Annotated in this window: 12 protein-coding genes, 1 other RNA gene and 1 pseudogene; 5 read left to right on the top strand and 9 right to left on the bottom strand. The window is 69.4% G+C overall.

The features are described from left to right. Positions 1 to 52: 52 nt before the first annotated feature. Both G6N33_RS22625 and G6N33_RS22620 read right to left on the bottom strand, forming a co-directional pair. Positions 53 to 1,609, bottom strand: coding sequence for an alpha/beta hydrolase (locus tag G6N33_RS22625; protein WP_044506632.1), 1,557 nt, complete (start codon positions 1,607 to 1,609; stop codon positions 53 to 55). Between the two features lie 58 nt (positions 1,610 to 1,667). Next, positions 1,668 to 3,059 (bottom strand): WS/DGAT/MGAT family O-acyltransferase, encoded by a 1,392-nt coding sequence (locus G6N33_RS22620; protein ID WP_044506634.1) that lies wholly within the window; start codon positions 3,057 to 3,059, stop codon positions 1,668 to 1,670. A 133-nt stretch (positions 3,060 to 3,192) separates the two neighbouring features. Here G6N33_RS22620 and panB point away from each other — a divergent pair, with 133 nt between their 5' ends. Continuing rightward, positions 3,193 to 4,044, top strand: a complete 852-nt coding sequence (panB, locus tag G6N33_RS22615; protein ID WP_044511990.1) for a 3-methyl-2-oxobutanoate hydroxymethyltransferase — start codon at positions 3,193 to 3,195, stop codon at positions 4,042 to 4,044. Between the two features lie 12 nt (positions 4,045 to 4,056). Here the strand turns inward: panB and G6N33_RS27560 are convergent. Continuing rightward, positions 4,057 to 4,167, bottom strand: a pseudogene (locus G6N33_RS27560) (hemophore-related protein); the annotation flags it as partial. A 276-nt stretch (positions 4,168 to 4,443) separates the two neighbouring features. Here G6N33_RS27560 and G6N33_RS22605 point away from each other — a divergent pair. After that, the gene (locus G6N33_RS22605) at positions 4,444 to 6,051 is read left to right on the top strand and encodes a CYTH and CHAD domain-containing protein (RefSeq protein WP_044506635.1); all 1,608 of its coding nucleotides are present in this window, start codon (positions 4,444 to 4,446) and stop codon (positions 6,049 to 6,051) included. Between the two features lie 9 nt (positions 6,052 to 6,060). Here the strand turns inward: G6N33_RS22605 and rnpB are convergent. From rnpB to cobC, 5 genes are all read right to left on the bottom strand, one after another. Beyond that, positions 6,061 to 6,471: RNase P RNA component class A (rnpB, locus tag G6N33_RS22600), an RNA gene on the bottom strand. 153 nt (positions 6,472 to 6,624) lie between these two features. Further along, the gene (locus tag G6N33_RS22595; RefSeq protein WP_101528655.1) at positions 6,625 to 7,761 is read right to left on the bottom strand and encodes a bifunctional RNase H/acid phosphatase; all 1,137 of its coding nucleotides are present in this window, start codon (positions 7,759 to 7,761) and stop codon (positions 6,625 to 6,627) included. Beyond that, entirely contained in the window at positions 7,758 to 8,495 is a 738-nt protein-coding gene (locus G6N33_RS22590; protein WP_044506638.1) for a zinc ribbon domain-containing protein, read from the bottom strand. The genes G6N33_RS22595 and G6N33_RS22590 overlap by 4 nt, the downstream gene beginning before the upstream one ends. Then, on the bottom strand, positions 8,492 to 9,640 hold the full coding sequence (locus tag G6N33_RS22585; RefSeq protein WP_101528658.1) for a Nif3-like dinuclear metal center hexameric protein: 1,149 nt from the start codon (positions 9,638 to 9,640) through the stop codon (positions 8,492 to 8,494). Before G6N33_RS22585 ends, G6N33_RS22590 begins: the two co-directional genes overlap by 4 nt. Beyond that, positions 9,637 to 10,701 carry an Rv2231c family pyridoxal phosphate-dependent protein CobC gene (gene cobC / locus G6N33_RS22580; RefSeq protein ID WP_101528654.1) on the bottom strand — a complete coding sequence of 355 codons (1,065 nt, stop codon included), beginning with the start codon at positions 10,699 to 10,701 and terminating at the stop codon, positions 9,637 to 9,639. Before cobC ends, G6N33_RS22585 begins: the two co-directional genes overlap by 4 nt. A 122-nt stretch (positions 10,702 to 10,823) precedes the next feature. On the opposite strand from cobC, the gene G6N33_RS22575 reads away from it, so the two are divergent. The 3 genes from G6N33_RS22575 to G6N33_RS22565 are packed head-to-tail and all read left to right on the top strand — an operon-like array spanning position 10,824 to position 12,799. Continuing rightward, positions 10,824 to 11,498 carry an HAD-IA family hydrolase gene (locus G6N33_RS22575; protein ID WP_179962645.1) on the top strand — a complete coding sequence of 225 codons (675 nt, stop codon included), beginning with the start codon at positions 10,824 to 10,826 and terminating at the stop codon, positions 11,496 to 11,498. Beyond that, positions 11,491 to 11,988 carry a low molecular weight protein-tyrosine-phosphatase gene (locus tag G6N33_RS22570; RefSeq protein WP_044506641.1) on the top strand — a complete coding sequence of 166 codons (498 nt, stop codon included), beginning with the start codon at positions 11,491 to 11,493 and terminating at the stop codon, positions 11,986 to 11,988. Before G6N33_RS22575 ends, G6N33_RS22570 begins: the two co-directional genes overlap by 8 nt. Next, on the top strand, positions 11,981 to 12,799 hold the full coding sequence (locus G6N33_RS22565) for an SURF1 family cytochrome oxidase biogenesis protein (protein WP_044506642.1): 819 nt from the start codon (positions 11,981 to 11,983) through the stop codon (positions 12,797 to 12,799). Before G6N33_RS22570 ends, G6N33_RS22565 begins: the two co-directional genes overlap by 8 nt. On the opposite strand, the gene G6N33_RS22560 is transcribed toward G6N33_RS22565, so the two are convergent. Beyond that, positions 12,796 to 13,749, bottom strand: coding sequence for a cobalamin biosynthesis protein (locus tag G6N33_RS22560; RefSeq protein ID WP_044506643.1), 954 nt, complete (start codon positions 13,747 to 13,749; stop codon positions 12,796 to 12,798). The two genes, G6N33_RS22565 and G6N33_RS22560, sit on opposite strands and share 4 nt — an antisense overlap. Between the last annotated feature and the right edge of the window lie 107 nt (positions 13,750 to 13,856).

Below are 13,856 nucleotides of genomic sequence, written 5' to 3'. Positions count from 1 at the left end.
GCCGCGGGACGGCTGGGCGGGCTAGCCGCGGCGAGTCAGCGGTCGTCGCCGGCTAGCACTTCGCGCCGTTCGGTGGCGTGGTGCCACCGATCAGATACGCCGTCACATAGTCGTCAATGCAGCTGTCACCCTGAAACACCACGGTGTGCTGGGTGCCGTCGAAGGTGAGCAACGAGCCGCGCAGCTGGTTGGCCAAATCCACGCCCGCCTTGTACGGCGTCGCCGGATCGTGGGTGGTCGACACCACGACGGTCGGCACCAGACCGGGCGCGGAGACGGTGTGCGGCTTGCTGGTCGGCGGCACCGGCCAGAACGCGCAGGTGCCCAGCGGCGCGTCGCCGGTGAACTTCCCGTAGCTCATGAACGGGGCGATCTCGCGGGAGCGGCGGTCCTCGTCAATCACCTTGGCGCGGTCGGTAATTGGCGGCTGGTCGACGCAGTTGATCGCAACCCGCGCATCGGTGGCGTCGGAGTAGTGGCCCTTCGAGTCGCGGCGCATGTACATGTCTGCCAGGGCCAGCAGGGTGTCGCCGCGATGCTCGGTCAGTTCGGTGAGGCCGTCGGTGAGGTGATGCCACAGCGTCGGGGAGTACAGCGCCATGATCGTGCCGACCACGGCGTCGCTGTAACTCAGGCCGCGCGGATCCTTGGTGGGCACCGGCCTGCCGACCAATAGGTTGTTCGGGTCCACCATCGGGTCGATCAGGCTGTGGTACACGTCGACGGCCTTACTCGGATCGCTGCCCAGCGGACAGCTTGGCTGCTTGGCGCAGTCGGCGGCGTAGTCGTTGAACGCGTCCTGAAAGCCCTTGGCCTGACGCAGGTCGGCTTCGATCGGATCGGCATTGGGGTCGACGGCGCCGTCCAGGATCATGGCCCGCACCTTCTGTGGGAAAGCCTCGGCGTAGGCCGCGCCGATCCGGGTGCCGTAGGAGTAGCCGAGGTAGGTCAGCTTGTCGTCGCCGAGCGCCGCGCGGATGGCGTCCAAATCCTTGGCGACGCTGACCGTCCCGACGTTGGCGAGAAAGTTCTTGCCCATTTTGTCCACGCAGCGGCCGACGAATTGTTTGGTCTCGTCCTCGATGTGGGACACGCCGGCCGGGCTGTAGTCGACGTTCGGCTCGGTGCGCAGCCGGTCGTTGTCGGCGTCGGAGTTACACCAGATCGCCGGCCGCGACGACCCCACCCCGCGCGGATCGAAACCGACCAGGTCGAACCGCTCGCGGACCCGCTTGGGCAGCGATTGCAGCACACTGAGCGCGGCATCGATGCCGGACTCACCAGGGCCACCGGGGTTGATCACCAGCGAGCCGAGCTTGTCGCCGGTCGCCGGGAACCGGATCATCGCCAGCGTGGCGACGTCACCCCCGGGTTGGTTGTAATCGACGGGCACCGCGAGCCTGCCGCACAGTGCGCCGCCGGGTAGCTTCACCGAACCGCTGGCAACCCGGCACGGCGTCCACTCGACCGGCTGCCCCAGCTTGGGTCCCGCCATCAGCGGGTGCCCGCCGACGACGTGCGTGCAGCCGCCCACCAGCAGCGCGACGGCAGCGATCGCCGTCGAGACCAGCAACATGCGCGCGGCCTTGCCGCGGCGAGTCAGACCCATGCCAACATATGCTGCCAGAGAGATCCTGAGACTTTCGTGAGCGGCCGGCGCGTGCCCGCTAGCGCGCGGCTACTAGCAGTTCTTCCAGGCCGACAGTGAACTCGTCGGCCATCTCCCACAGGTCGGGCAAGAGTTCCGGGCAGGAGATCAGCCCGATGTTCAGCGTGCCGTGCAATGACATGGCGGTGATGTTGAGCCCGGAGCCGTGAAAGATCGGCCCCAGCGGAAACATCGCCTTGGCTTCGCAACCCAGCAGGTACAGCGGCGCCTGCGGACCGGGCACGTTGGACACCACCAGGTTGTGCACCGGCATCGTCTCGGTCAACCGCGAGCTGGCATACAGCCGCATCGCGATCCCGAACACCGCGGGCGCCGCAAACTGCGTCCAGTCCTGCAACAGCGTGGCGCCGATCGCCGAACTATGTTGCTTGGCCACCGAATTCGCGTCGGCAATGGCCTTCAGCCGTTGCACGGGATCACTCAGTTCGGTGTGCAGGGTGGCGAACATGCCCGACACCTTGTTACGGCCCGGCCGGTCCGACTTGCCGTGCACCGACACCGGCACCATGGCCACCAGCGATGAGTCGGGTAAGGCGTTGCGTTGGGACAGGTATTGCCGAAGCACTCCCGAGACCAGCGCCATCACCACGTCGTTGACCTTGACCCCGAAGTGGTTCTTCACCTTCTTGATGTCGTCGAGGTCCAACTCCGAATAAGCGATGTTGCGCCGGCCGGTGATCTTGCCGTTGAAGGCCGATCGCGGCGCCGCGAATGGACGCGCCATCGTCTGGCCGTCGCGTGCTTTGCGCAGCGTTGAGACCACCGAGGACACCGTGTCGGGCAGCAGGGCGGCCAGCTGCAGCGGCCGGCTGGCCCATCGGACCAGCCCGCCCCCGGCGATCTGCCAGCCGCTGGCCCCGCCCACACCGGCGGCGGGCTCGGGTGTGGGGGCGTCGGGTTCGGTGCTGCACAACTTCGACATCAGGTTGGCGCCCGTGACGCCGTCCACGCCGGCGTGGTGCACCTTGGTCATCACCGCCAACCGGCCGCCCCGGTGACAGTCGGTGCCGGCCACCCCTTCGATGACCCACATCTCCCACAGCGGCCGCCCGCGGTCCAGCGGCAGGGATGCGATGTGACCGCAGATCTCCGACAGTTCGGCCCGACCGCCGGGCGGCGGCAGCGCGATGCGATGCAGGTGGCGGTCGACGTCGAAGTCCTTGTCGTCCACCCAGACCGGATGATCGAGATTCAGCGGATTGTCGGCGAGCTTCTCTCGGAACTCCGGCATCGCCGCCAGCCGCAGCTCCAACGCGTCACGCAGCCGGCCAAAGGTGTATCCGTCGGGCATCGTTGAGGTGTCCAGCTCGAGGATCGAGCACACGTGCAGCGGCTGTGTCGGCGTCTCCAGATACAGGAAACTCGCGTCCAGCCCGGTGAGCCGCTGCATGCGGAGAATGGTATGTCTCACACTGCCGCACCGGTGCAACCGCGGGGCCGAGGTGGCAGAATCGTTGAGGTCAGTCGAACCCGGGGACCGAATCCGGCCACGAGGATCGAAGCGACCACCACTAGGGACGATGATGTCTGAACAGAACGTTTATGGTGCCGACGGTTCGCGTGAGGCCAGCCAAGCGCCGCGCGCCAAGACCCGCATTCACCACCTGCAGAAGATGAAGGCCGAAGGCCAGAAGTGGGCGATGCTCACGGCCTACGACTATTCGACTGCCCGCATCTTCGACGAGGCCGGCATCCCGGTCCTGTTGGTCGGCGATTCGGCCGCCAATGTCGTCTACGGCTACGACACCACGGTGCCGGTCTCCATTGACGAGCTGATCCCCCTGGTGCGCGGTGTCGTGCGCGGCGCCCCGCACGCGCTCGTCGTCGCCGACCTGCCATTCGGCAGCTACGAGGCCGGACCCGCCGCCGCGCTGGCCGCCGCCACTCGGTTCATGAAGGAGGCCGGCGCGCACGCCGTCAAGCTGGAGGGCGGCGAGCGGGTGACCGAGCAGATCGCCTGCCTGACCGCGGCGGGCATCCCCGTGATGGCGCACATCGGCTTCACCCCGCAGAGCGTGAACAGCCTCGGCGGCTTTCGAGTGCAGGGGCGCGGTGACGCCGCCGAGCAGACCGTCCATGACGCGATCGCCGTCGCGGAAGCCGGCGCGTTCTCCGTCGTGATGGAGATGGTGCCGGCCGAATTGGCCACCCAGATCACCGGCAAGCTGACCATCCCGACCATCGGGATCGGTGCCGGACCCAACTGCGACGCGCAGGTGCTGGTCTGGCAGGACATGGCCGGTATGAGCGGCGGCAAGACGGCGCGGTTCGTCAAGCGGTTCGCGCACATCGGCGACGAATTGCGCCGCGCTGCTACCCAATACGCGCAGGAAGTGGCCGGCGGAGTATTCCCCGCCGACGAACACTGCTTCTGATGTAGCCGCTCGTCACTGGCACCGATCGTGGAAATCGGTGAGCGGCTGGCGAATTGCTTCCAGATCGGCATGCGCCTGCGGGTTGGCATCCATGTACTCCTTTAGCTGATCGCCAATCTCGCTGCCGGGCGGCCCGACGCCACCGTCTGCGTCGGCGCCGGCCGACGGGTGTCGGTCAGCGGGTGCGCCACTATCGCCGACACCGTCCAGCGCTACGTGCCGCCCCCGGCGGACTACGCTCCGCTGCCCGAAGACACGCCGCCGCCACCACCGCCCCCGTAGTCACCCGCGCAGTCACCTAGGCGGGGCGTTCACCCCGATGTGGCAGGCTATGGAAACTCGCCGACGAGCGTCGGTCACCCACTGAGTCGGCGTCGACGCGCCCCTACGGAGTCACACATGCCAGAAACGTCGCGCCATCTGGAGGTGGAGCGCAAGTTCGACGTCCTCGAATCCACGGTCACGCCGTCGTTTGAAGGCATAGCCGCGGTGGCGCGGGTGGAGAAGTTGCCGACGCAGTCGCTGGACGCGGTGTATTTCGACACGCAGACGCAGGACCTGGCGCGCAACAAGATCACGTTGCGGCGCCGCACCGGTGGCCACGACGCCGGCTGGCACCTGAAGCTGCCGGCCGGGCCGGACGCCCGCACGGAGGTCCGCGCCCCGTTGGGGTCCGCCGACGACGACAGCGTCCCCGGTGAGTTACTGGACGTGGTGCTGGCCATCGTTCGGGACCGCCCGCTCAAACCGGTCGCCCGGATCACCACGGAGCGTGAAAGCCAGGTTCTCTACGGCGTGGACGGCGCTCCGTTTGCCGAGTTCTCCAACGATCACGTGCGCGCCTGGTCGGCGGGCGCGACCGACGGCCTCGGCTCGGGGCCGGTCGAGCAAGAGTGGCGCGAGTGGGAGCTGGAGCTCGACGAGTCAAGCGGGACAACCGATGCCGAGCTGCTGCAGCGGTTGAGCAACCGGCTCCTGGATGCCGGCGCCCAGCCGGCCGGCCACGGGTCCAAGCTCGCGCGTGTGCTCTCGGCGGTGCAGTCCGCCGAGGCGAAGCCGACCACCAAGCCGCCCGAAGACCCGGTGCAGCGCGCGGTGGCCGAGCAGGTCGAAGAGTTGTTGGTGTGGGATCGGGCCGTGCGCGCCGACGTTTTCGATGCCGTGCACCAAATGCGGGTCACCACTCGCAAGATCCGCAGCCTGCTCAAGGATGCTCAAGCGGCGCTGGGCGTCTCCGACGACTGGTCCTACACCTGGGTGCTCGACGAGTTGCGCGAACTCGCCGGTGTGCTGGGCGTGGCCCGCGACGCCGAGGTGCTCGAGCAGCGCTATCAGCAGGAGCTGGACCGGCTGGCACCGGAGCTGGTGCGGGGCCCGGTGCGGGAACGCCTGGTGGAGGGTGCCAAGCGCCGGTATCAGGCCGGCTTGCGGCGATCGCTGATCGCGATGCGCTCGCAGCGCTACTTCCGGGTGCTCGACGCGCTCGATGCGATCGTGGCCGAGGGTTTCACCGCCGCGGCCGGCGGCAAGCCGGCGGTGACGATCGACACCGCCTACAAGAAGGTCCGCAAGGCCGCAAAGGCCGCCGCGGAATTGGAGCAGGCCACGCCGGAGGAGCACGGCCCCGACGCGGGTCCTGACGTCGAGGCCGACGCTGAGCACGACGAAGAGCACGACGAAGAGCACGACGAAGAGCATGACCATGATGAGGCGCTGCACGTAATCCGTAAGCGCGCCAAGCGACTTCGCTACACCGCGGCGGCCACCGGCGCGGACGACGTGTCCAAGGAGGCCAAGGCCATCCAGTCGTTGCTCGGCGATCATCAAGACAGCGTGGTCAGCCGCGAGCACCTGGCTCAGCAGGCCGACGCCGCCCACGCCGCGGGCGAAGACACCTTCACCTACGGACTGCTCTACCAGCAGGAGTCCGACCTGGCCGAGCGTTGCCGCGCGCAGCTCGACCGGGCGTTGCGCAAGCTCGACAAGGCGGTGAAGAAGGCACGCTGACGCGGCGGGCGGACGAGTTGGCCTGTAAGCCGGATTCTGTGCCCCGCCGCCGCGGCATAGCCAACGGCGGCACGGTGGCGACCATCCATCTGGACACACCGTCGCCGGGTGCCTCGAGCGGTCTACCCGCAGGCTCGGGCGAGCAACCCTCAATCGCCTGCGCGACCGCACCTTTCGGTGCGGCCTTCTTGACCTTGCTTCGGGTGGGGTTTGCCGAGCCACCCCGGTCACCCGGGGTGCTGGTGCGCTCTTACCGCACCGTTTCACCCTTACCACCGCGAGGGTGGCGGTCTGTTTTCTGTGGCACTTTCCCGCGAGTCACCTCGGATTGCTGTTGGCAATCACCCTGCTCTGTGAAGTCCGGACTTTCCTCGACCCGTCGCCTCGAAGAGCGCGAGCCGCGGCCGCCCGGCCAACTCGTCCGCACGAACACCGTACTCGCTGGCGAATTTCCTGGCCAGCGGCCTGTGCGCGAGGCCAGCCGGCGCGGCCTCACCAGCGCCCGCAGGTCCGCGGGAATCGACTCCTCCGATGAGGTCAGCCGGCGGCGGCAAGCGGGTGGCTCGTTCGCGGCTACAAATAGCCGGTCTGATTCACCAGTCGCACCGACGATGCGCCGTCCGAATAGAACTCGGCGATACTCAGCGATGCCAGGTCAAGGTGCAGCCGGTATAGGATCCCGGGTCCGGCGTCCAATGCCATTCGCAGCAGCATCTTGATCGGCGTCACGTGCGAGACGACGAGCACCGTGGCACCGGGATAGTCGGCAGTGATGCGATCCCGCGCCCGGCGGACCCGCTCGAGTGCGGCATCGAAGCTCTCACCGCCGGGCGGCGCCGTGCTGGTATCGCGCAGCCAGCGGGTGTGCAGCTCGGGATCGCGCTCGGCGGCCTCGACGAACGTCAACCCTTCCCAGACACCGAAATCGGTCTCGATCAAGTCGTCGTCCACGGCCACGTCCAGGCCCAGCGCCTTGGCGGCCACCGTCGCGGTGTCGTAGGCGCGTTGCAGCGGCGAGGAGATCACCGCGGCGATACCGCCGCGGGCGGCCAGGTAGCGCGCGGCCGCCTGCGCCTGCCGGCGCCCCAGCTCGGTCAGTTCCGGGTTCCCCCGCCCCGAGTAGCGGCGTTGCACCGACAGCTCGGTCTGCCCGTGTCGCAGCAACAGCAGCCGGGTCGGGTGACCGCGCGCACCGGTCCAGCCCGGTGATGACAGTGCTTGGGGCGCAATGGTTTGCGCTCCCGTTTCGGCGGTCTCGGGGGCCGCGGCATCGGCGGTCGCGGCCTCGCGGGTCTCGGTGTCGATCTCGGCGGCGGCGTCCATCGCTTCGTTGGCCAGCCGATCGGCATGTTTGTTGCGTTCGCGCGGGATCCAGGTATAGGTGATCCGGTCGAATCGCGCGGCCAGCCTGCGCGCCTGGGCGTGTAGCTCGGCGAGGGCGGGGTGCTTGACCTTCCAGCGCCCGGACATCTGCTCGACCACCAGCTTGGAATCCATGCAGACGTCGACTTCGTTGGCATTCAGCCGCGCGGCGTCTTCCAAACCGGCGATCAGGCCGCGGTATTCGGCGACGTTGTTGGTCGCCCGGCCGATGGCTTGCATGCTTTCGGCCAGCACGGTCGCGCGGTCGGCGCTGTGCACCACCGCGCCGTAGCCGGCCGGGCCGGGGTTGCCGCGGGATCCGCCGTCGGCCTCGACGATCACCTTCATCGTCCGACCGCCTTGACCCGCAACAGAATTGCCCCGCATTCCGGGCAGCGCACCACGTCGTCGTCGGCGGCCGCGGAGATGCGGGCCATTTCACCGCGATCGATCTCGATGCGGCAGGCGCCGCACCGGTGTCCGAGTAACGGCCCCGCACCCGGGCCTCCCCCGGCCCGCTGTCGTTCGTAGAGAGCACTCAGGGCGGGGTCCAGGTCCGCGGCCAACCGGTCGCGCCGGGATGCGAGATCGCTGCGGCTCTCTTCGATTTCGGCGAGCGCGGCGTCGAGCGCCTGCTGCGCGCTGGCCAAATCTGCTTGCAGCGCTTCGACCACACCGTGTTCGGTGTCCAGTTGGGCCTGCAGTTCCTCGCGGCGTTCCATGACTTCCAGCAGCGAATCCTCCAGGCTGGCCTGACGCCGCATCAGGGTATCCAGCTCGTGCTGCAGGTCGGTCAGCTGCTTGGCGTCGGTGGCCCCCGACGCGAGCAACGCTCGATCGCGGTCCTCTCGCTGGCGCACCGACGCGATCTCCGACTCGTACCGGGAGACCTGCGCGTCCAGATCCTCCAGCGCGATGCGCAGGGCACCCATCCGGTCGTTGGCGGCGTCGTGTTCACCGCGCATCCGCTCGATGGCGGCACGCTCGGGCAGCCGGGTGGCGCGGTGCGCGACCCGAGTCAGCTCGGCATCCAGTTCGGACAGTTCCAGCAGCCAACGCTGCTGTGCTACTTCAGCTTTCATGACTGATCTCCACAAGAGTTGGATCCGCCATGCCCGAGATTCCACGGGTCGGTGCGGATGGTGGACACGCGCACCTCAAGCGCAGCCCCAAAGCGGGACCGCAGTACCCCGGCGGCCTGTGCGCACCACGGGAACTCGCTGGCCCAGTGCGCCACGTCGATCAGCGCCACCTCGGAGGCCCGGCGATGCTCGTCGGCGGGATGATGACGCAGATCGGCGGTGAGGTAGGCCTGCACGTCGGCGCGGGCGACGACGCTCAGCAGCGAATCCCCGGCGCCGCCGCACACCGCGACCCTCGACACCATTCGATCCGGGTCGCCGGCGGCCCGCACCCCCCAGGACGTCCGCGGCAGCGCGGCATTGACGCGGGCGACGAAGGCCCGCAACGGTTCCGGCTGTGTCAGCGTGCCGATGCGGCCCAGTCCGGTATCGCCGGGCGGCGGCACCAGGGCGAAGATGTCGAACGCGGGCTCCTCGTAGGGATGGGCGGCGCGCATCGCCGCCAACACCGCGGCCCGGGCCCGCGCGGGCGCCACCACCTCGAAGCGGTCCTCCTCGACGCGCTCGACGGCGCCGACGCTGCCGATCGCCGGGTTGGCGCCGTCGAGCGGCAAGAATTGCCCGATGCCGCTGACGCTCCAGCTGCAGTGTGAGTAGTCGCCGATGTGGCCGGCGCCCGCGTCGAACATGGCGGCTTGCACCGCCGCGGCGTTCTCCCGCGGCACATAGATCACCCATTTGTCGAGATCACCTGGCCCGCAGGCGGGTTCGAGCGCGGCTTCGACGGACAGGCCAAGGGCCTGCGCCAGCGCGTCGGAGACACCGGGGTTCGCGGAGTCGGCATTGGTGTGCGCGGTGAACAGCGAGCGGCCGGTCCGGATCAGCCGGTGTACCAGCGCCCCTTTGGGGGTGCTGGCCGCGACCGTGTCTACGCCGCGCAGCAGCAACGGGTGATGCGCCAGCAGCAGCCCGGCCTCGGGGACTTCGTCGACCACCGCCGGCGTGGCGTCGACGGCGATCGTGACCGACTCGAGCAGGTCACCGGGGTCGCCGCACACCAGCCCGACCGAATCCCACGATCGGGCCAGCCGCGGTGGGTAGGCCTCGTCGAGCACCGCGATGACATCGAACAGCCGTACCCTCACCGGCGCCTCCCGTGCGATACCGGCACGCACTGCGCGATCGCCTGGACCAGCAGCGGCCACTCCGGCCGGACCGCGGCTCGCAGGTACTGCTCGTCCAAACCGACGAAGGTGTCACAGCGGCGTACGGCAATCCCCTTGTTCTGCAAGTGATTTCGGATCCGAACCGCATCGGGGCTGCGGAACAGTAGGAATGGGGCCGCACCGTCGACCACCTCGGCGCCCAGTGCGGCCAGCCCGTCAGCCATCTCGGCGCGCAGCCGGACCAGCCGTGCCGCGTCGGCCGCCGCGGCGGCGACCGCGTCGGCCGCGCAGCACGCCGCGATCGCGGTCAGCTGCAGCGTGCCGACCGGCCAGTGCGCACGCCGGCAGGTCAACCGCGCCAACAGCTCGGGGACGCCTAAGGCATAGCCCACGCGCAGGCCGGCCAGCGCCCAGGACTTGGTCAGGCTGCGCAGCACCAGCACGTCGGGCAGCGGCTCGGCGGCCAGCGATTCCGGCTCGCCGGGAATCGAATCGGCGAAAGCCTCGTCGACCACCAGGATCCGTCCCGGCCGACGCAGGGCCAGCAGCTGTGCACGGCGGTGCAGCACCGAGGTCGGGTTGGTCGGATTGCCGACCACGACGAGGTCGGCGTCCGGCGGCACCCGCCCGGCCTCGAGCGCGCCGTCGAGCCCGAACGGCGGCTCGAGAACGACGTGGTGCACGGGTACGCCGGCGGCGCTCAGCGCCACGGCCGGCTCGGTGAACGCGGGCGCGATGATCGCTGCCAGCGTGGGCAGCAGGTTGGGCAGCAACGCGAACCCCTCGGCCGCCCCGGCCAGCGGCAGCACCTCCTCGCGCGCTCGGCCGTGCCGCGCGGCGGCGGCGTCCTGCGCCCGGCGCACGTCGTCGATGCTCGGGTAGCGGGCCAGGTCCGGCAGCCGCGCCGCCAGCCGCTCGGTCAACCACTGCGGCGGCCGGGAGTGACGGACGTTGACCGCGAAGTCCAGCATCCCCGGCGCGGCGGCCTGATCACCGTGATAGCGCCCCATCGCAAGCGGGCTCGGATCCGGACTCGCCATCCGTGAAACACTAGTGCGCCCGCGCCAGCCGGCGAACCCGGCCGCTGCCCGGGCCGACCCGGGGCCCGGCCGATCTCCTGACCCTGGATGCCGGGCCCCTCGCCATCTAGGAGAATGGGACCGTGACAGGAGCAGTTTCGGCCGACGGGCAGGCGCCTCAGCTGGTGATCTTCGACCTCGACGGCACGCTGACCGATTCCGCCGAAGGCATCGTCGCCAGCTTCCTGCACGCGCTCAGCGACATCGGCGCCCCAGTTCCCGAGGGTGATCTGGTCGCCCGCATCGTCGGACCGCCGATGGACGAAACGTTTCACGCGCTGGGGCTGGGCGAGGACGCCGATGCGGCGTTCGCGGCGTTTCGGGCCGAATACGGCGCGCGGGGCTGGGCCATCAACACGCTGTTCGAGGGGATCGAGACGCTGCTGGCCGATCTGCGGGCCGCCGGCGTGCGGCTGGCTGTGGCCACCTCGAAGCTGGAACCGACGGCACAGCGCATCCTCGCCCATTTCGACCTCGACCAGTATTTCGAGGTGATCGCCGGGGCCTGCCCGGACGGCTCACGCCGCAGCAAGCAGGAGGTCCTGGCCCACGCGCTGGCCCAGCTGCAGCCGCTGCCCGAGCGGGTGCTGATGGTCGGCGACCGCAGCCACGACGTCGACGGGGCCGCCGCGCACGGCATCGACACCGTCGTCGTCGGTTGGGGCTACGGCCAGGCCGACTTCGCCGACGGCACCGCCACGACCGGCGTCACACACGCCGCGACCGTCGCCGAGCTCCGGAGGGCGCTGGGTGTCTAAGCCTTTGCATGTGACGTTCGTGTGCACCGGCAACATTTGCCGCTCGCCGATGGCCGAGAAGATGTTCGCCCACCAACTGCGCCAGCGCGGTCTGGCCGACGCGGTGCGGGTGACCAGCGCGGGCACCGGCAACTGGCATGTCGGCAGCTGCGCCGACGAGCGCGCCGCCGGGGTGCTGCGGGCGCACGGCTATGCCACCGATCACTGCGCCGTGCAGGTCGACGACGACCACCTCAACGCCGATCTGGTGGTGGCGTTGGGCCGCAACCATCTTCGGATCCTGCAGCAGCTGGGTGTCGACCCCGACCGGATCCGGATGCTGCGCTCGTTCGACCCGCGGTCGGGGGCCTACGCCCTCGACGTCGAGGACCCGTACTACGGCGACCCGGCCGACTTCGAGGACGTGCTGGCCGTCATCGAGGCCGCCTTGCCCGGGCTGCACGCCTGGGTGGACGAGCGGTTAGCGGAAAACGGGCACGGTGATGCCTAACATCCGGTCGCGCCTGGCCTTCCTGCTCCGGCCGGGTTGGATAGCGCTGATCCTGGTGGTCGTCGCGTTCACCTACCTGTGCTTCATGGTGCTGGCGCCATGGCAGCTGGGCAAGAACAGTCGTACGTCGCGGGAGAACCATCAGATCGAAACCTCGCTCAACACCGCCCCGGTGCCACTGAAAACCCTTCTACCCCAGCAGGATTCGTCCGCGCCGGCCGACCAATGGCGCCGGGTCACCGCGACAGGGCATTATCTGGCCGACGTCGAGGTGCTGGCCCGGTTGCGCGCGATCGAGGGCGATCAGGCCTTCGAGGTGCTGGTGCCGTTCGTCGTCGACGACGGCCCGACCGTCCTCGTCGACCGGGGGTACGTGCGTCCCGAGCCGGGTTCGCACGTGCCGCCGATCCCGCGCCCGCCGCAGGACACCGTGACCATCACGGCGCGGCTACGCGACTCCGAGCCGCTGGTGCGCGACAAGGAGCCCTTCTCCAGAGACGGTGTGCAGCAGGTGTATTCGATCAACACCCAACAGATCTCGGTGCTGACGAAGGAGCCGCTGACCGGGTCGTATCTGCAGCTGGTCGAAAACCAGCCGGGCGTCCTCGGCGTCATCGGTGTGCCGCACCTCGACGCGGGGCCGTTTCTGTCCTACGGCATCCAGTGGATCTCATTCGGCATCCTGGCGCCGATCGGGCTGGGCTACTTTGCCTACTCGGAAATCCGGGCGCGCCGTCAGCACAAGCAACAGGCCGAGGCGCCGATGACGGTCGAGGAGAAACTCGCCGACCGCTACGGCCGGCGGCGCTAGCCCATTTTGCCGGTGCCGAGCGTATGCGTGGCCGCCGCAACGCTCAGGGCGGCCGCCAGCTGCACCAGCCGCGACAGCACCACCGCCCGGCGCAGGTCTCCGGCGCCGGGCCGACGGCCGTCGCCGAGGGTGGGGCGAATCTGCAACTCGTGGTGATAGTGCGTGGGGCCGCCCAACCGCACCCCCAACGCCCCGGCGAACGCCGCCTCGACGACTCCGGCGTTCGGGCTGGGATGGCGGGCCGCGTCGCGGTGCCAGGCGCGCACGGTGGCCGACGGCGATCCCCCGACGAGCGGCGCGCACAAAACCGCCAGCGCCGCGGTCACCCGAGCCGGGGCATAATTTGCCAGATCATCCAATCGTGCTGCCGCCCAACCGAACCGGAGGTAGCGCGGCGAGCGGTGGCCGATCATCGCGTCCAGGGTGTTGACCGCGCGGTATACCAGCACGGCGGGCACCCCGCCCACGCTCGCCCACAGCAACGGCGCCACCTGCGCGTCGGAAGTGTTCTCGGCGACGGACTCCAGCGCCGCCCTGATCAGCCCGGCGCGGTCCAGCCGGTCGGGGTCGCGTCCACACAGCGACGGCAGCAGTTGCCGCGCGCCTTCGACGTCGTCGCGGTCGAGCAGCTGCGCCATCTGGCGGCCGGTGCGGGCCAAGGATGTTCCACCCAGTGCCATCCAGGTGGCCGCGGCCGTGGCGGCGATCGACCACAGCGGGCTACGAGCGACGCTTCGTTGCGCGGCCGTGCCCAGCGCACCGACCGCGCCGACCGCAAGGCTTACCTGCAGCGCTCCGGCGAGCCTGCTGTCGCGATACGTCAACCGCTCGAGTTGCGCCACGGTGTGCCCGAATCCGGCGACCGGATGCCCTCGTCGCGGATCCCCCACCGCGAGATCGGCCAGGCAACCGGCCAACACGCCGACGATCCGGATTCGGCTCGCACGCACCTGGGCAGCGTCTCACATGCGCGGCTGCCGGTCCCGCTAGGCCAGCGACACCACGATCAGCACCGCCGCCACGACGGCGATAGTGCCCAGGACCCACCACAGCAGCA

The sequence above is a fragment of the Mycobacterium simiae genome (genome assembly GCF_010727605.1).
GTDB lineage: Bacteria > Actinomycetota > Actinomycetes > Mycobacteriales > Mycobacteriaceae > Mycobacterium > Mycobacterium simiae.
This window is presented reverse-complemented; position numbering and strand designations above follow the sequence as displayed.